Source organism: Pedobacter ghigonis, from assembly GCF_903166585.1.
Taxonomy (GTDB): Bacteria; Bacteroidota; Bacteroidia; order Sphingobacteriales; family Sphingobacteriaceae; genus Pedobacter; species Pedobacter ghigonis.
This window is the reverse complement of the sequence record NZ_CAESCM010000006.1, coordinates 160474-177984: the sequence shown is the minus strand read 5'-3', so window position 1 is coordinate 177984 and position 17511 is coordinate 160474. Positions and strand designations below refer to the sequence as shown.

Here is a 17511-nt window from a genome sequence, read left to right as displayed (position 1 = left end):
TGGCATTAACCTGTATGACTTAAAATATTAATCAGTTTGCCGAAGGGATCCCGGGTGTAAAACCGCCTTACTCGCCAGGTTTCGTTCACAGGCCCGTATTCAACCGGAAATCCGGCAGCCCTCACCTTCTCTAATACCAGATCAACATCTTCTACTTCGATAGACAGATCGGGTGTTGCTGTGCCAGAGCCACCTTCGGAAGCAAAACTGATTTGTACATCCATTTTTTGGCCAACTACACCATAGGTAGTTATCCAACCATGATCCATGAGTAAATCCAACCCTAAAATATCCTGATAAAAACGGGCTGCTGCTGCAATTTCAGGGGTATCAATATTAACTACTATTCTTTTTACCATAGTTAGCTTATTAAACTACAAAGGACGATTATATACAAAGTACGCAATCTTTGAGGCTAGCCTTAAAGATTGCGTACTTTATGATTCCCAATCAAGTTGGGAATGACGATCACCTCCTTAATATTTTCGAAAATATTAATTTTTAAGTTTTGCCTTAAATACTTTTTCCAGTTTTTCTAATTTCGGGAGGATAACCAACCTGCAATAAGGTTCGCTTCCGTTTTTATTGAAATAATTCTGGTGGTAGTTTTCGGCAACATAAAAAGGCTTGGCAGCTTCAATCGCTGTAACTACTTTTTTGCCATAGGCATTGGTTTTATTCAGTTCGGCTTTGTACTTCTCGGCAGCTGCTTTTTGTTCAGCATTGTGGTAAAAAATAACAGAACGGTATTGTGTACCGCTATCGGCACCCTGACGGTTTAGCGTGGTAGGATCGTGACTTTTCCAGAATACCTCCAATAAATCATCGTAAGAAATAACCATGGGATTGTAGGTAATTTCGAGCACTTCGGCATGACCGGTTGCGCCTGTGCATACCTCCTCGTAAGTTGGATTGCTTAAAGTGCCACCTTCATAGCCCGATTTAACCGAAACTACACCTTTTAAGCGTTGAAATATAGCTTCAGTACACCAGAAACAGCCCATACCAAAGGTTGCCTTTTCTGTTTTTTTTCCCTGCGCCTGTACCTGGTTGATGGCCAAAACGGCCAATAGTATTAAAATTATCTTTTTCATTTGTGTTTTTTATGAGTTGAAAATAACTGGCAGGAACATAAGTTCTCACCTGATGATTTCTTTTTAATGATACGAAATAAAACGACTGATAGTTTGTGAATAAATTATAATGGATTTAGTGTGACAATCGAACATTTTACCGATTTTACTGTTTTTGTTAGTAACTTAAAAAACTGTATATTAATCCATTAATAGCATTCCATTAACACAAAAACCAGTTATTAACAATTCTTTCTAAATTCGTACAACATTAAATTTAAAATTATGTCAACACCTTATATCCCTTGTTTAGATTTAGGCTCGTACATTCACGGCACCGAAGAAGAACGCAAAAAGTTTTCTGATGAACTGGGCAGAGCCTTTAACGATTCGGGCTTTGTAACCATTACCAACCATGGCCTGAGCCAGGAGCTGATTGATAAGCTTTACGAAAACATTAAAGCAGCTTTCGCTTTACCGGTAGAAACAAAAAGGAAATATGAAAAACCCGAACTGGCTGGCCAGCGCGGCTATACCAGTGCAGGCAAGGAAACTGCTAAGGGTGCTAAAACGCCTGATTTGAAAGAATTCTGGCAAATTGGTCAGGAGGTTACAGATGGCGACCCTGTTAAAAATGAATACCCGGATAATGAGGTTTTAACAGAATTACCGGAATTTAACAAGGTTACCGGCGAAATTTACAAGAAACTGGAAGAAAACGGAACGCACTTATTACGTGCCATCGCTACCTATTTAGAATTACCGATTAATTATTTCGATAAACACGTTCATAACGGAAATTCAATTTTAAGGGGAATCCATTATTTCCCGATCGAAAATCCTGAAACCATCCCGGACGATGCGGTACGTGCAGGCGCACACGAAGATATTAACCTAATTACTTTATTAATTGGTGCCAGCGCCGACGGTTTGGAAGTTTTAACCCGCAGCAATGAATGGCTTCCGATTAAAGCACACCATACCGATATTGTGGTAAACGTTGGCGATATGTTACAACGCTTAACCAATAACAAATTAAAATCGACAACGCACAGAGTAGTAAATCCGCCACGCGAGCTGATGAAAACTTCGCGTTTCTCAGTTCCTTTCTTCCTGCACCCACGCAGTGATATGGATTTAACCAGCTTAGCTTCAACTATCGATGCCGAACACCCGAAAGCCTACAGCGATATGACTGCCGGCGAATACCTGGATGAGCGCTTGAGAGAAATTGGATTGAAGAAATAAAGGGATCGTCATTGCGAGGCTCGATTTTTCATCGAGACGTGGCAATCTTTTTCTAAAAATTTAAGCATCGGCTAAAACCGGTGCTTTTTTTATTAATTTAAACCATGCATTCGACAACTTTAGCAGTTTTTGCCGAAATCAAGGGTATTGGTTCTGCCTCCGGATTATTCCTCAGTAAAGATTTATTGTACATTATTGGCGATAACAGCGGCTATCTGAATGAATTTAACATCAAAACCAGTCAGCTTCGAAAAATTCAAATTTTATCTGATCCCGGCTTAATTAATTTGGAAAACATCCCCAAACCACTAAAACCCGATTTCGAAATTCTTTGTCAACATGGCGACAAACTGTACATCTTAGGCTCTGGCTCTACCAGCAAAAGGAACCTGATAATCGAATTCGATTTGAAAACGCAAGAGGTTATTCGGCACGATCTCACCCCTACTTATAATAAGCTCAAAACCATTGCCCATATAAACGACGAGAACTTTAACCTCGAAGGCGCAATTTATACCGGCACAACCTGGTTACTTTTTAACCGAGGCAACGGAACTGAGCAAAAGAACGGAATATTTATTATTGAAGATACCAATCTATCAGATGCGAATAAAGCTAAATTTGTTGGTTTTAAGCTTCCTAATATCGATCATATAGAATCTACTTTTACAGATGCTATGCTGGTAAAAAACGAAATATTTTTCATTGCAACCGCAGAAGATACCCAATCTACATATGCAGATGGAGATATACTAGGCAGTTTTATCGGCAGCATAAACCTACAAACCTTAAAATTAACTTTTAGCCACAAAATATCGGCTAAGCATAAATTCGAAGGGATTACCTTTTTAAAACAAAGCAGCGGCAAGATTGAATTTCTGCTTTGTGAAGACCGCGATACGGAAGAACTTAAAACTACAATTTATAAACTAACGTTAACCAAATAACTTATATTTGAAATGATTCCCTACTCGATGATACTGTACAGCTAAAAAAATAATTATGCTAAAAGAGAATTATCCGGAAGGTTATCAAAGTCTATTTACCGTTTTCAACTTCATTTATCCCCTTAGCGATGAACTAAAAGCGGCAATCGTTAACAACAGCAATGTAGTTAACTTCAAAAGAAAAACCACATTATTAAACGCTGGAGAAACCAGCAATACCATATACTTTATTGTAGCCGGTGCCGCAAGAGTATATTACCTGGATAAGGATGGAAAGCAAACCAATACCTGGTTTTTATTCGAAAATGAATTACTCATTTCTGTTTATAGCTTTTTTACAGCGCAGCCAAGCTTCGAATATATCGAAACCTTAGAAGAAAAACACAGCAATAATTATGGCGATATTGTTTGGTGGGATATGCTTTTCGGGACATACGAAAACCCAAAAGAATTTAAAAGTATGTGTGGTTTCGATAATGAAAAAGAACAAAGACTAGTAGATATGATAAAATTTAGAGACGTACATAAACGCTGGTAGCTGTTATGCTTGAAATTAGTTTCTTTAATAGTCAACTACCTAAGCGCACTTACTTTTAAGCTACCTTAAATTAAATCCTCACCTTAATCTTTTTAACTTAATGATAAATATTGAACTTAAACTTCAAACGATCTAATTCTTCAACAAACTCCTTACCGAAACCTGTGGCGTTTCACCAGCTGGTACAATAAAAATAGCATCATTTTCTATCACCTGTCCCTCATCGAAATAATATCCGGCTGTAACCGGAAGTACCGCAGTAATGGCCTTTCCGTCTTTATCTTTTGTGGCATAAGTAACATTAATTAAATGGCTTTTCATGCTTACCTGTACCTTTTTTGAAGTTAACCTCGCACCTGTAGCATTTACACAATCCAATTCTATAATTTTAGAATTAGATATTCCGGAAAGATCAAGTGAACTGGCCAAACGGATATTAAAAGATTTACCAGTATTGTTTTTTACCGAGGCTAAAACTTTATACCGATCAAAATCCTGATCTTTAATATTTACCTTTTCTTTATTTACAATAGTGTAGGTTACTGCAATCCCGTTTACATTTACGGTTTCACCATCTTTAATCTGCTGTGCGTTTACATTGATTGATGCAACCACAAGGAGCAATAAAAAGGCTAATGCTTTGATACTTTTCATAATTAATTGCGTTTTAGATTTATTTTTTTGATTCGTCAATAGCTTTGTTTACCACGTCTTCTATCCGACCTCTGATTTTTAAATTCGACAGTTTATCGGTAACGGTTGGATTAACCCTGTTAGATAAAAACACATAAACCAAACCCCGTGAAGGATCTACCCAAACACAGGTACCGGTGTAACCCGTGTGGCCATAAGTTTGCGGAGAAGCCAGTTCAGATGGATAATGTTTGGTTGTATCGGGATCCCATCGGTCGAAACCAAGGCCCCTGCGACTCACATTCGATTGTTTTGAAGTAAACAAATCTACCGTTGCATTTTTGAAATAGGTTTCACCACCATAAGTACCACGGTTTAACAACATCTGGTAAATAATGGCCAGATCGTTTGCGTTGGCAAATAACCCCGCATGACCGGAAATACCACCAGCCAAAGCCGCTCCCTGATCGTGAACATAGCCTACCAGTAAAGTTTTCCTGAAATATTTATCATCTTCGGTTGGAATAATCTGCTCGGGTTTAAAACGGTTTCGTGGCAAAAAGCCTGCAGTTTGCATCCCCAAAGGTTTATAAAAATTTTCGTACGTATATTGATTTAAAGGCTCTTCGCTGATATGTTCTACAATATCTTTCATTACGTACATGCTGATATCGCTGTATACATATTTACCACGGGTTTTAATTGGGGAGTTGAGCATTTTAGGCCACATAAAATCTTTAAAGAAGCCCTTTTTAATGTAATAGTTATCGGCTACCTTGGTAGGGTAAGCGGCCGACGAATCCCTGCTGTAGTCGCCGGTTTTAACATAATCGTGAAACGGGATGTAAGGAATAAACCCTGCCTGGTGCAACATTACCTCACGCACCTGAATGTTGTTCATCGGGGTGGTACGTGCTTTAGGGATATATGCACCAATATTGGTATCCAATTTTAATTTCCCTTCTTCAAACAAACGCATTACTGCAGGCGTAGTGGCGGTAACTTTGGTTACCGAAGCCAGGTCGAAAATATCAGTTACCTTATCTGGCAGCTGAGTATCATAGGTATGTGTACCGTAGGCTTTATTAAAAATTACTTTCCCGTCTTTAGCTACTAAAACCACCAAACCGGGCGTTGCTTTTTGGGCAATAGCTTCGGCTGCGATGGCATCAATTTCTTTTAAATTATTGGAGTTTAAGCCTGCATCTTCGGGTACTGTATATTTTAAACGGGTAGCTGTGGTGGTAAAGCCCGATCCCGTGGTATAACGCGCGGAGTAAGCAGTAGTTAATTTATTGGTAGCGGCAATACCTCCAAAAATATATTGAGGTAACAGATTGGCCGCATCTGTATTGTTTTGTACCGTCCAGATTATGGGCGACTGCAGCAGATCGAAAGATTTTAAACCCGGGCCATTACCGAAAAAGGAAATGATAACCTGCTTGTTTTTGCTTATGCTGTTAATAAAATTGATGTATTTGGCCTGGGTTACATGCTGATCATCAATGGCAATTAAAATTGTATTGAAATATTTTAGATCATCCTCCAAATTATTGAGGTTCAGGCTGTCTTTATACTCATCGGCCGAAAATGAAGTAATCTTCGCATATTTATTAGCCAAACTATCGAAAGTGGTGCTGTAAGCAAAGCCCAGGCTTACTGATGCAATATTCTTCTTATCGAGCGATTTTAAAGGCACCACCGCGTCCTGATTATTCAATAATACAGTTGTACTGGTAATACTGTTGGCAATGGCTAGTTTTTTCTCGTTTACGGCATGCTCTTGCGCACAGGCGGCTAAACATAAAATATTAAAAAAACTTGCCGCAGCCAGGACATACAATTTACTTCGCTTCATATACTTTTTCTCCGTTCAGGTAGGTTTTTAAAACTTTGGTTTTTAATATATTTTGTGGTGTTGTTTTTAAAATATCGTGATCGAGGATTACAAAATCGGCCAATTTACCTTTTTCCAGGCTTCCTTTTTCCTGTTCTTCAAAATTGGCTTTTGCCGCCCAAATGGTCATTCCACGTAAAGCTTCTTCGGGTGTTAAGGCATTTTCGACCTGAAAACCACCTTTCGGAAAACCTTTTGCATCTGTACGTACCGTTGCAGCATAAAACGTTAATAACGGATTAATGTTTTCTACCGGAAAATCTGTTCCCAATGGAATCCAACCATTCTGTTTTAACAATTGTTTGTAGGCATAGGCACCTTTTAACCTTTCGGCACCTAAACGCTGTCCGGCCCAATACATATCTGAAGTAGCGTGTGTAGGTTGCACTGATGGCACAATACTCGCTTTACCAAACAAGTTAAAATCGCTGGCATTCACCACCTGTGCATGCTCAATGCGCCAGCGTTTATCGTTTTTGCCTTTTAAAATTTTACTGTAAATATCAAGTATTACCCGGTTGGCCGAATCGCCGATGGCATGGGTACACATCTGAAAATTATTCGCCGCTATTTTAGCTGCAACTTCTTCAAAATGCTGCCGATTGCTAAGCAGGAAGCCTGTTTTATTGGGCATATCACTATAAGGATGCAATAAACAGGCACCTCTCGAACCTAAGGCTCCGTCGGCATATACTTTAAATGCACGTACATTGAGCCGGTCGGTTTTAATGGGGCCACGGGCAAAAAGGTATTTATAATTTTCGGGCGCATCAGAAAGCATCACATACAACCTCATTTTGAGCTTCTGCTCTTTTTGAAGTTTTTCTATAAACTCAACCGCCAGATAGCTTAATCCGCAATCATCAATCGTAGTTAAACCAGCAGCAAAGCAGTTCCGCTGGGCATCGGTAAAAATCTTTTCGGCCTGTTTGGCATCCGGCGAAGGAATTTTGCTTTCTACAAGTGCTACCGCATTATCGATCAACACGCCCGTTAACCTGCCATTTTCGGTCAGCATATCGCCACCGGTTAGTTTTTTAGGGCTTTTGATTCCGGCATCAATGAGTGCTTTTTGGTTGGCAATAGCGGCATGGCCATCAATCCGGTTTAAAAACACCGGACGATTTGGGAACAGTTTAGTTAACTTCTCATTAGTTGGAAAAGCTTTGTTTTCCCAATCGTTTTGATCCCAGCCATTGCCAATTAACCAGCCATCGGGATGGGTTTTGGCAAAAACGGTTAAACGGTTCAGCACTTCGTCCCACGATTTTGTTTCGCGTAAATCGGCAGTCTGCAGGCTTTGTCCGTAGCCAAAAAAATGGGCATGGGCATCAATAAAACCAGGATAAACCGCTGTACCTTCAGCATTAATTTCTTCTTTGGCACTGTACTTACCCCTGATTTCAGCCGTATTACCCAGACTTAAAACTTTACCATTTTTTACGGCAAAAGCCTCAACAGTATCAAACCCTGCATTAACGGTGTACACCTTTGCATTGTACACCATTACGTCTACTTCTTCTTTTTTGGCACAAGAGGTAAACAACAAAGCCAGCAAAAGGCTGTACAAACTAGATTTCATGTTGATAAAGATAGAAAATTGAAAGCATTTGACTTTGTAATTTCGGTTTTACAGAGGTGAAAATGATTTAACTATCAGTTTTACGTAAATGGTGTAGGTAAGCTGGTTGGTGCAGACACCAACCACTAGAAAAATGGAATTGCAGGTTTATAAATTACTTCTTTCAAATTTTTGGTCCGAAAAGTATTAATCAGGATGAACACAAAATTTAAAGCATACAAACAAAAAGGGATTACCAGGTAAGTGTAAAAACTAAAGCGTCCGCCAAGGTGCATTATTTTAGTGAATAAACTTACCGAATATATCAGTGTTATGACCAATGTCCACGTAGCTTGAAAGTTGAGCAGTTTTTTACCCATTTCATTTAATCTGGGATCTTCATTTCGCTTAAAATACCATAAAATTAGCGGAACAATAAATCCTAATATCGGATAAATTATAAAACTTAATGCAGATAGGTTTAAGAGCGGAAAGAGATAAGTTTGTTCTTTTTCAACCTGACCGATTAAATCCACCGGGCTTAAGTCAAAAACCTTCGCTAATCTTTTTATGGTATCTCCTCTTGCCCCGGTTTCATTCTGCTCGATGCGTTGAATGGTACGCAAACTCAATTGTGTTTGTTTCGCTAATTCTTCCTGACTAAAGCCATGCTCGTTTCTAAGGGCTTTTACTTTATCTGATAGTTTCATGTTTTTGATTCGGTTAACAAATGTAAATGATCATATCCAGATTTGATACCGACTTATTTACGTCATTTTTATGCCAATCCTTCAGAAATGAATTAATCCTGTTTACCCACAGTCATTTACATGTTGAGTTTTAAACAATTCCGGTTCATTAAGCTTATTTTGCATAATTTAGCGAATTCACTTTGCCCTAATACATGACTGATATTATTCACTTATTGCCTGATGCTGTTGCCAATCAGATTGCTGCAGGAGAAGTTGTTCAACGACCTGCTTCTGCAGTAAAAGAATTGCTCGAAAATTCGATAGATGCCGGCGCAGACAAAATTCAACTGGTAGTAAAAGATGCAGGCAAAGCCCTGATTCAGATTATTGATAACGGCTGTGGAATGAGCGTAACCGATGCACGCATGTGTTTCGAGCGCCATGCTACCTCGAAGGTAAAAAAGGCCGAAGATTTATTTGCCATCCGCACCATGGGTTTCCGTGGCGAGGCCATGGCTTCGATTGCTGCTATTGCGCAGGTAGAAATGAAAACCCGCCGGTACGAAGATGAAATTGGCACCTGCATTTCTATTGAGGGTGCGCAGGTAACCGGGCAAGAGCCAGTAGCCACTGCAGCCGGAACACAGATTTCGATTAAAAACCTGTTTTTCAATACGCCGGCCCGCAGAAATTTCTTAAAGAGTAACCCTGTAGAAATGCGCCACATCCTTGACGAATTTCAACGGGTAGCCCTCGCACATCCTGAAGTCTTTTTCAGTCTGCACCACGATGGCGTAGAAATTTTTAACCTGCCAAAGGGCAATTTGAAACAACGCATCGTTCATCTTTTCGGCAACAACTATAACGAACGACTGGTACCTGTAGAGGAAGAAACGACCATTATTAACCTGAAAGGATATATTGGTAAGCCAGCATTTGCAAAAAAAACAAGGGGCGAACAGTTCTTTTTTGTAAACAACCGTTTTATAAAAGATCCCTATTTAAATCATGCGGTAAGCTCGGCTTTCGAAGATCTTTTGCCCGAAGACAGTTATCCGTTATACGTATTATTTATTGAGATCGATCCGGCAAAAATTGATGTAAACGTTCACCCAACTAAAACCGAAATTAAATACCTGGACGAGAAATCGATCTATGCCATTTTAAAATCGGCAGTTAAACGTTCTATCGGCCGCTATAATATTGCCCCTACCCTTGATTTTGATCAGGAAACGGGCTTTAGCAATATGATTACGCACAAAGCGGTTGAAGACATCGTGCCACCAAGCATTAATTTCAATCCTGATTTTAACCCTTTTGCCAGCGATAAAAGTTCTACTTCCGGTTATGCTTCATCGCCACGAAATTATGATGCCAAACCCAGCGCCAAAAACTGGGGTACACTTTACGATATAACCGAGCAACCCGTAGTAGAACAGACTAGCTTTTATGAGGCTGATGATGCTGTTTTAGAGACCAAGCAAAAGCAATATATGCAGCTGCACAACCGTTATATTGTTTCGCAGATTAAATCTGGCTTAATGGTTATCGATCAGCAAATGGCGCACGAACGAATCCTTTACGAGCGTTTTCTCGTACATCTCGATGACCGCAAAGGAGCATCACAGCAAAGTTTGTTTCCGCAAACCATTACGCTCAATGCACACGATTTCGAACTGGCCAAAAGTTTGTTAGACGATATTAAAAGCCTGGGTTTCGATGTGCGCGAATTTGGCAAAAATACCCTTGTAGTGGAAGGTGTACCCGTTGATCTGGGCAGCACTAACATTAATGAAACACAGTTATTTGAGCAGCTGATTGAAGGCTTTAAAAACTCTCAACAGGAATTAAAATTAAATAAGCGCGACAGCCTGGCCAGAAGCTTAGCTAAAAACAGCGCCATTAAAGCGGGTACAAGTCTTGCACAAGAAGAAATGAATACGCTTATTGATGAGCTTTTTGCCTGCAAAACCCCTAACTTTAGCGTAAGTGGTAAACCAATTATCCAAACCATTACTCTAGCAGAGCTGGATAAGAAGTTTGAGAAGTAAGTCAGGGGTCCGAAAGTCGGAAGACCGAAGACATGGCGCAGAAGACCAAAGCAGAAATACCAGAGCAAAAAGCTTAGATGCCCTGAGGTGTCTTAGGTGGCAAATAGTCAGGGGGCCTAAGACTAGGAGCTAAAAGACTAAAGCGGAAAGCCTGATGCTAAATATGATAAAATAACAGTTAACCGATTTAAACAATTAACCAGTTAAACCGTTAATAACCGATTAACCAATTTTTAAAATTAAATGAACAACATATATATCCCACCAATAGTTAAAAATCTGCTAATTATTAACATCTTGTTTTTTGCAGCTACGCTATTGCTTCCTAATCTTCATTTAGATAACCTATTGGCGGTTTTTTATTTCGATTCTCCCAAATTTAGATTTTGGCAACCCCTTACCTACATGTTTATGCATGGTGGTTTTGCGCACATATTCTTCAACATGTTTGCCTTATATTCTTTTGGCAGTATCCTCGAGTCGCGATGGGGTGCAAAAAAATTCCTCATATTTTATTTTGTTACAGGATTCGGCGCATTGGCCTTACAATGGGCAGTACAAGCATATGAAGTACATCAGATTATTGGCCAGATTACCATGTTCGATGGTTGGGAAAAACTGATCCAGTCAGAAAGACAGGCCCAAACACTTGGCAGCATTTATTATGGTGGCATGGTAGGTGCTTCAGGTGCAATTTTCGGTTTACTGGTCGCGTTTGGCATGCTGTACCCTAACGCAGAATTACTAATTATGTTTATTCCCGTACCGGTAAAAGCTAAATACATTATTCCAATTTATATTTTAATAGAACTATCTTTAGGTGTTGCCCAGTTCGAAGGCGATTCTATTGCCCATTACGCACATTTGGGTGGTGCTTTAATCGGCTTTATACTGGTTAAAATATGGAAAGACAAGAACGATACATTTTATACGCTCTATGAATAATACGTTTAAAGATTTAAAGTACAAGATTTTTCAATCAGGCAATCCCCTGTTTTTTTACATTGGCATTAACGTGATCTTGTTTCTAGCCACCGCTATTATCGGTGTGCTTGCATTTTTGAGTAAATCAGCATTAGGTATTGATGAACTGGTTAGAGAGTATGTTGGCCTACCATCCAACCTTTCTAAACTGGCAGAACGCTTTTATACCCCATTTACCTACATGTTTTTTCACGACGGGATTCTCCACATCCTGTTTAATATGCTGGGTTTATTCTGGTTCGGTAGTATATTTATGAATTTCCTGAAAAGCAGACAATTTCACTTTGTTTACCTGGCGGGTGGTTTGGCCGGAGCCTTAATTTATGTAATTGGCTTAAACACCATTCCGGTATTTGCCGATACTTTGCTGGGCCAAACTGTTATTGGTTCATCTGCAGCGGTGATGGCGATTATGGTAGCTGCTGCAACCTTAGTACCTAATTATACCATTATGCTATTGCTGATTGGCGAAGTAAAAATTAAGTGGGTGGCAATAGCCTACTTCCTGATTTCGTTTATTGGTTTATCATCAGCAAATGCCGGCGGAAATTTTGCCCATATTGGTGGTGCCCTGCTGGGTTTCTTTTACATTAAAAGCCTGCAAAACGGAAACGACTGGAGCAAATTATTTGAGCGTAAACCCAAATTAAAAGTAGTTAGAAACGATAAACCAGTTAAAAAATCAGCATTTAAGGAAGGTGTTTCGCAGCAGGAAATTGATGCCATTTTAGATAAAATATCTACTTCAGGATACGACAAATTAACCGCAGCAGAAAAAGAAAAATTATTTAAGGCTAGTAAAGATTAATGATAAAAAAGAAACGGTATAATTTCCTCGATAAGCTTCTTTTGCCCATTGCGGTTGCACTGGCAATAGCTTTGCTCTTGGGTGTACTTGCCGGAAATATGGATCCACGTAAACACGCCATCATTGCGTTTTTTGGTTTGGCCTATCCCTATGTTCTGTTGTTCAATATTATTTTTCTCGTTTGGTGGCTCCTGAGCAAAAAATGGATTTTTGCAGTGGTAACCATTCTTGCTATCGCCATTGGTGTTAAAACTTTAAAAGCAACTTTTGCCGTTGGCGGCGATGAAGGGCCTGTTGAAAGGGCCGACAACAGCATCAGAATGATGACTTATAACGTGCACAGTTTTAAGCTTTACGGAAAAGACAATACCGAATCGGTTAAAGAGAAAATGCTGCAGGTGGTTAAAGATCAAAACCCCGATATCATTTGTTTTCAGGAGTTTTTTACCCGTTATAAAGGTGCATTCGATACTGTAGATAGCTTAAAGGCTCTGCTAAACACCAAATACTATTACTTTGTACCAACCAACCGCAACGATTACGAAGCCACTGGATTAGCCATTTTTTCGAAATTCCCGATTAAAGATTCAGGTAAGATCCCATTTGTAGATGGTTATTCGGGCAACATGAGTATTTATGTAGACCTGAATATTAAAGGCAAAGCCCTTCGGGTTTATAATGTACACTTTCAATCCATTTCTTTCGAAAAACAGGATTACGATTACTTAGATAAGGTTAAAGAAATGAATACCGAATTGCAACCTTCTAAACGTATTTTAAGGATGCTAAAAGGGGCTTTTTATAAAAGGAGCGGCCAGGTCGACATTATGAAAAAGGAAATGGCCAGCTGCAAAACACCTTATTTAATTGCCGGCGATTTTAACGATACGCCTGCCTCTTACGTGGTTACGCAAATTACCGCCGGATTGAACAACAGCTTCATTAAAAAAGGCAATGGTTTTGGCAAAACCTATAATGGCAAATTCCCGAATTTCCAGATCGATTACATTGCAACTTCTAAAGAACTGGAAGTACTTAATTATAAAATTACGCAGGCCAAACTATCCGATCACTTCCCGGTGCGCAGCGATTTAAGGTTTTTAGATTAGGGGTAATTCAATGATTGAATTATAGAATGATTGAATTATAGAGTGATTAAGCTATAGAATGACTGAATTATAGAATGATTGAGTGATTCAACACCTATTCTCTCATTCAAAAATATCAGCGGCAATTCAATTCGCTCAAAAATATTTTTTCTTACCATACATCAACAGTCGGCAAAAAGCTTATCCCCATCTTTGCTTTATAAAATTTAAAAAAATAATCAAAAGATATGAGTTTAATAGATGCCCTAAACTGGCGTTATGCCGTTAAAAAAATGAATGGCCAACCCGTTGAACAAGAAAAAGTTGATAAAATTGTTGCTGCTGCGCATTTGGCTCCAACATCATCAGGCTTACAGCCATTTAAAGTGATTGTAGTAACCAACCAGGAGCTAAAAGAGAAAATTGCTCCGATTGCTTATAACCAATCGCAGGTTATCGATTCATCGCACCTTTTAATTTTTGCTGCAAACGAAAATTATACAGAAGAAGGTATTGATGCAGTATTTACCAGAATGAACGCTGAGCGTGGCTTGCCACAAAACGGAACTGATGCTTATAAAGCACAACTTAAAGGCATGATTTTATCGAGAAGTGCTGAAGAAAACTTTAACCATGCTGCACGTCAGGCTTATATTGGTTTTGGTGTTGCGATTGCAGAAGCTGCTTTATTAAAAGTAGATGCTACCCCAATGGAAGGCTTTAACGGACCAGCTTTAGATGAACTTTTAGGTTTAGATAAAAAAGGTTTAAGAAGTGTTACCCTATTGCCATTAGGTCATAGAGACGAAGCAGGCGACTGGTTGGTTAACCTTAAAAAAGTACGTGCCCCTAAAGAAGAATTCTTAATCGAATTAAAATAAAAGGCAAACACCATTATATTTTCAAAACACAGGCCGCTATTTAGCGGCCTGCGTTGTTTGTAGCTTGCGCTCGTTTCTAACATACTATCCGTAGAGTTAAGCATAGCGTCTCTACGGATTTTTGAATGAGATTGAGTTTATAACTCAATGATTATAGAGCGAGTCGGAGACTCTATTCTATGCTGCAATCCGTAGTGCCCTTCGGAACACTACGGACAGACAGTGAAACGAGCGTGAGCACATGCAGGAAACTCATGCGCAATAATAAACTATTGTAAAAAAGTGTTAAACCTCCGTACAATTTAGGAGCTCTATTGATAATTGGATATATTTACAGGATTAGCATTTAACATCCAATTCATGAAGATTTATAGATTATCGTTTATTATACTTTCATTTCTGTTAGCACTAAATTTTTCTTCATCGGCCCAAACCGATACAGTGAGTATAAATACCATTATCTCCAAAACCAATAAGGTTTTAACAGATTATCCAAACGAAAAAATTTATCTTCATTTCGATAAGCCCTATTATGCGGTTGCCGATACCGTTTGGTTTAAGGCCTATGTTACCGAAAACCAGAATTTCTTATCGGGCATCAGTAAAATCATTTATGTGGATGTAATTAACCAGAAAGATTCGCTCATCCAAACCCTAAAACTGCCAATTACAGGCGGATTTGCCTATGGTAGTTTCCCGCTTGATCAGGTGAATTACAAACAAGGCAATTACCACATCAGGGCTTATACCTTATGGATGCTCAACAATGTAGACCCTGCCTATTTTAACAAAACATTTTATGTTGGCGAAGCCATTGATAAAGAATTAAAAACACACATTAGCTACAAAAACACCTCGACCGATAAACAGGAAAAAATTGATGCGCGCGTACAATTTAGAGATGCCAACAATAAACCTTATGCCAATAAAAATGTAACCTGGCAGGTGGTAACCAGTTATACCGTAATTGCCAAAGGCCGCGGAACTACCGATGCAAACGGCTATCTGACCATTGCCATGACCAATGCGCAAAAAGCCGAATACCAGTTGCAAAAAGGTGAGCTGATAACCAGTATTAACACCACAGACAAAGATGTAGCCAGTAGCTCATTCCCGCTAAAAAATGCCATTTTGAGCAAAGACTTTCAGTTTTTCCCGGAGGGAGGAAATCTGGTTGCTGGTTTAACGAATAAGGTAGCTTTCAAAGCCATTAAAAGCGATGGTTTAGGTATTGGCGCTAAAGGTACCGTTACCGATAGCGAAGGCAAAACTGTGGTTACTTTCAGCGATCAGCATTTAGGTATGGGCAGTTTTAATTTACTGGCCGAAGCCGGAAAAACCTATAAAGCTGCTATAAATTATTCTGATGGCACTACACAAAGCTATAATTTACCTGCTGTAACTGCTAATGGTGTGGTGCTTAATGTGGATAACAGCAATGCCGACAATGTGGTTATTAAAATTGCGGCAAACGATGCTTTTTTTGCAGAGAACCAGGGCAAAAAACTGTACCTGATTGCGCAAAGTAAAGGGGTAATTTGCTACGGCGCACAAACAGTTTTATCAAACAAAGAATACAATACTACCATCCTTAAATCGAAATTCCCGACCGGAATTGCCCAGTTAACGCTGTTTAATGAATATGGTAAACCGCTAAGCGAAAGACTTGTTTTTGTACAGCACAAAAACAATATGGCCGTTGCTTTAACCAGCGCAGCAACCACTTATGGCGTTAAGAAAAAGGTTAAAATTAATGTTGCAGCTAAAAAAGACGGCGCACCTGTTGAAGGAAGCTTCTCAGTAGCAGTAGTAGATGAAACCAAAGTTCCTTCGAGCGAAGATGCAACCAGCACCATCTTAACCGGACTTTTATTAAGCAGTGATGTTAAAGGTTACATTGAAAAAGCCAACTATTACTTCAATGCGCCTGATGCCAAGAAAAATGCAGATTTAGATGTGTTGTTACTAACACAAGGTTACCGTAGCTTTAAATACACCGATATTATTGCAAACAAACTGCCTAAAATTGATTTCCTTCCTGAACAAGGCATTGAAATTTCGGGAATTTTAAGGCAAAACAATGGTATCCCAGTTAGAAAGGGAGCATTGCTTTTGAGCATCCCGGATAAACGCTTTAACCAGGAAGGCACAACAGATCCGGTTGGAAATTTTAAATTCTCTAACCTGGTGTTTAACGATTCATCGAAAGTTACGGTTACTGCCAAGTATAATGTAAACTATAAAAACATGACCTTAAGCTTAAACGGTGCACCAGTACCTACGCTAACCCGCAACTTTAGCGCGGCCGAAGAGGTTTTAAATATCGACAGTGCCCTAACTTCTTATCTGGATAACAGCAAACGCCAGTACGCATACTTACATACCTTAAAAGATATAAACATTAAGGCTGCTGTAATTCCGAAAGTAAGCCATAAAGATTATCCCGCCTTATCGGGACTAAGCCAAATGGCCGATCATGAAATTTCCGGCGATCGTTTAAAAGGATGTGGCTTACTGATTAACTGCCTGCAAGGCATGTTGGCCGGCGTTACCTTTGCCGACAATAATTTTTATGTAACACGAGATTACAACCAAGGCAAAAAAATTCCGATGGGTATTTTCATTAACGGAATGAACGTGGATGTAAACCAGATCAATACACTGGATGCAAATCAGCTGGAATCAGTTGAGGTATTTTTAAGAGATGATTTAGGTCTGGTTAACCGTGCCAACAATGTAAACGGTGTAATTGTATTTAACCAGAAAAAAGCCCCTAAAGGAACCAAGATTACAAAAGCACAACTGATGGATATGTTGCCTAAGTACTACGAGCTTACTTTCTCGCCACAAGGCTACAACAAAGAAAAACAATTCTACTCGCCGCGTTATGATGTGCCTGCAAGCATGAACCGAAACGATTTAAGAACTACCATTTACTGGAACCCTAAAGTAGTTACCGATGCAACCGGAAACACTTCCTTCGAATATTATAACGCTGATGGAAAAGGACAGTATAAAGTAATTATAGAAGGTATAGATGCCAACGGAAATCTAGGCAGATCGGTGTTTAAGTACACAGTTAAGTAAAATGGAAGATGTAATATGTAAGA

General features: G+C 39.2%; 15 protein-coding genes and 1 riboswitch. Of the genes, 9 read left to right on the top strand and 6 right to left on the bottom strand.

Annotated elements, in window-relative coordinates; all coding sequences use genetic code 11:
- Window positions 1-5: 5 nt before the first annotated feature.
- Both HWV58_RS11005 and msrA read right to left on the bottom strand, forming a co-directional pair.
- A complete protein-coding gene (locus tag HWV58_RS11005) occupies window positions 6-359 on the bottom strand; it encodes a VOC family protein (protein WP_175634155.1) in 354 nt (117 codons plus the stop codon).
- A 135-nt stretch (window positions 360-494) separates the two neighbouring features.
- Window positions 495-1094, bottom strand: coding sequence for a peptide-methionine (S)-S-oxide reductase MsrA (gene msrA / locus HWV58_RS11000; protein ID WP_175634154.1), 600 nt, complete (start codon window positions 1092-1094; stop codon window positions 495-497).
- 264 nt (window positions 1095-1358) lie between these two features.
- Between msrA and HWV58_RS10995 the strand changes: the two genes are divergently transcribed.
- From HWV58_RS10995 to HWV58_RS10985, 3 genes are all read left to right on the top strand, one after another.
- A complete protein-coding gene (locus tag HWV58_RS10995) occupies window positions 1359-2321 on the top strand; it encodes an isopenicillin N synthase family dioxygenase (RefSeq protein WP_175634153.1) in 963 nt (320 codons plus the stop codon).
- Between the two features lie 104 nt (window positions 2322-2425).
- Window positions 2426-3268, top strand: coding sequence for a DUF6929 family protein (locus HWV58_RS10990; protein ID WP_175634152.1), 843 nt, complete (start codon window positions 2426-2428; stop codon window positions 3266-3268).
- Window positions 3269-3323: 55 nt separating this feature from the next.
- The gene (locus tag HWV58_RS10985) at window positions 3324-3806 is read left to right on the top strand and encodes a cyclic nucleotide-binding domain-containing protein (protein WP_175634151.1); all 483 of its coding nucleotides are present in this window, start codon (window positions 3324-3326) and stop codon (window positions 3804-3806) included.
- 132 nt (window positions 3807-3938) lie between these two features.
- Here the strand turns inward: HWV58_RS10985 and HWV58_RS10980 are convergent, their stop codons facing one another.
- From HWV58_RS10980 to HWV58_RS10965, 4 genes are all read right to left on the bottom strand, one after another.
- Complete coding sequence (locus tag HWV58_RS10980) at window positions 3939-4460, bottom strand: hypothetical protein (protein ID WP_175634150.1); 522 nt, start codon at window positions 4458-4460, stop codon at window positions 3939-3941.
- A 19-nt stretch (window positions 4461-4479) separates the two neighbouring features.
- Window positions 4480-6297: a serine hydrolase domain-containing protein gene (locus HWV58_RS10975; RefSeq protein ID WP_175634149.1), complete on the bottom strand. Its 1818-nt coding sequence runs from the start codon at window positions 6295-6297 to the stop codon at window positions 4480-4482.
- Window positions 6284-7918 (bottom strand): amidohydrolase, encoded by a 1635-nt coding sequence (locus HWV58_RS10970; protein ID WP_175634148.1) that lies wholly within the window; start codon window positions 7916-7918, stop codon window positions 6284-6286. Before HWV58_RS10970 ends, HWV58_RS10975 begins: the two co-directional genes overlap by 14 nt.
- Before the next feature lie 125 nt (window positions 7919-8043).
- Complete coding sequence (locus tag HWV58_RS10965) at window positions 8044-8607, bottom strand: helix-turn-helix domain-containing protein (protein WP_175634147.1); 564 nt, start codon at window positions 8605-8607, stop codon at window positions 8044-8046.
- Between the two features lie 194 nt (window positions 8608-8801).
- On the opposite strand from HWV58_RS10965, the gene mutL reads away from it, so the two are divergent.
- The 6 genes from mutL to HWV58_RS10935 all read left to right on the top strand — a co-directional run bounded on the left by mutL (window position 8802) and on the right by HWV58_RS10935 (window position 17488).
- Window positions 8802-10640: a DNA mismatch repair endonuclease MutL gene (mutL, locus tag HWV58_RS10960; RefSeq protein WP_175634146.1), complete on the top strand. Its 1839-nt coding sequence runs from the start codon at window positions 8802-8804 to the stop codon at window positions 10638-10640.
- Window positions 10641-11025: 385 nt separating this feature from the next.
- Window positions 11026-11103, bottom strand: a riboswitch (cyclic di-GMP riboswitch).
- Window positions 11073-11585 (top strand): rhomboid family intramembrane serine protease, encoded by a 513-nt coding sequence (locus tag HWV58_RS10955; protein ID WP_235972717.1) that lies wholly within the window; start codon window positions 11073-11075, stop codon window positions 11583-11585. (Overlaps the previous riboswitch by 31 nt.)
- Window positions 11578-12432, top strand: a complete 855-nt coding sequence (locus tag HWV58_RS10950) for a rhomboid family intramembrane serine protease (protein ID WP_175634144.1) — start codon at window positions 11578-11580, stop codon at window positions 12430-12432. The genes HWV58_RS10955 and HWV58_RS10950 overlap by 8 nt, the downstream gene beginning before the upstream one ends.
- On the top strand, window positions 12432-13541 hold the full coding sequence (locus HWV58_RS10945; RefSeq protein WP_235972710.1) for an endonuclease/exonuclease/phosphatase family protein: 1110 nt from the start codon (window positions 12432-12434) through the stop codon (window positions 13539-13541). The genes HWV58_RS10950 and HWV58_RS10945 overlap by 1 nt, the downstream gene beginning before the upstream one ends.
- Before the next feature lie 227 nt (window positions 13542-13768).
- Window positions 13769-14401 (top strand): nitroreductase family protein, encoded by a 633-nt coding sequence (locus HWV58_RS10940; RefSeq protein ID WP_175634143.1) that lies wholly within the window; start codon window positions 13769-13771, stop codon window positions 14399-14401.
- 360 nt (window positions 14402-14761) lie between these two features.
- Window positions 14762-17488, top strand: a complete 2727-nt coding sequence (locus HWV58_RS10935) for an Ig-like domain-containing protein (RefSeq protein WP_235972709.1) — start codon at window positions 14762-14764, stop codon at window positions 17486-17488.
- Window positions 17489-17511 lie beyond the last annotated feature (23 nt).

What these genes read in the sequence shown, in the direction of transcription:
- HWV58_RS11005 (WP_175634155.1), bottom strand. Translation starts at nt 359, where the DNA reads ATGGTAAAAAGAATAGTAGTTAATATTGATACCCCTGAAATTGCAGCA.
- msrA (WP_175634154.1), bottom strand. Translation starts at nt 1,094, where the DNA reads ATGAAAAAGATAATTTTAATACTATTGGCCGTTTTGGCCATCAACCAG.
- HWV58_RS10995 (WP_175634153.1), top strand. Translation starts at nt 1,359, where the DNA reads ATGTCAACACCTTATATCCCTTGTTTAGATTTAGGCTCGTACATTCAC.
- HWV58_RS10990 (WP_175634152.1), top strand. Translation starts at nt 2,426, where the DNA reads ATGCATTCGACAACTTTAGCAGTTTTTGCCGAAATCAAGGGTATTGGT.
- HWV58_RS10985 (WP_175634151.1), top strand. Translation starts at nt 3,324, where the DNA reads ATGCTAAAAGAGAATTATCCGGAAGGTTATCAAAGTCTATTTACCGTT.
- HWV58_RS10980 (WP_175634150.1), bottom strand. Translation starts at nt 4,460, where the DNA reads ATGAAAAGTATCAAAGCATTAGCCTTTTTATTGCTCCTTGTGGTTGCA.
- HWV58_RS10975 (WP_175634149.1), bottom strand. Translation starts at nt 6,297, where the DNA reads ATGAAGCGAAGTAAATTGTATGTCCTGGCTGCGGCAAGTTTTTTTAAT.
- HWV58_RS10970 (WP_175634148.1), bottom strand. Translation starts at nt 7,918, where the DNA reads ATGAAATCTAGTTTGTACAGCCTTTTGCTGGCTTTGTTGTTTACCTCT.
- HWV58_RS10965 (WP_175634147.1), bottom strand. Translation starts at nt 8,607, where the DNA reads ATGAAACTATCAGATAAAGTAAAAGCCCTTAGAAACGAGCATGGCTTT.
- mutL (WP_175634146.1), top strand. Translation starts at nt 8,802, where the DNA reads ATGACTGATATTATTCACTTATTGCCTGATGCTGTTGCCAATCAGATT.
- HWV58_RS10950 (WP_175634144.1), top strand. Translation starts at nt 11,578, where the DNA reads ATGAATAATACGTTTAAAGATTTAAAGTACAAGATTTTTCAATCAGGC.
- HWV58_RS10945 (WP_235972710.1), top strand. Translation starts at nt 12,432, where the DNA reads ATGATAAAAAAGAAACGGTATAATTTCCTCGATAAGCTTCTTTTGCCC.
- HWV58_RS10940 (WP_175634143.1), top strand. Translation starts at nt 13,769, where the DNA reads ATGAGTTTAATAGATGCCCTAAACTGGCGTTATGCCGTTAAAAAAATG.
- HWV58_RS10935 (WP_235972709.1), top strand. Translation starts at nt 14,762, where the DNA reads ATGAAGATTTATAGATTATCGTTTATTATACTTTCATTTCTGTTAGCA.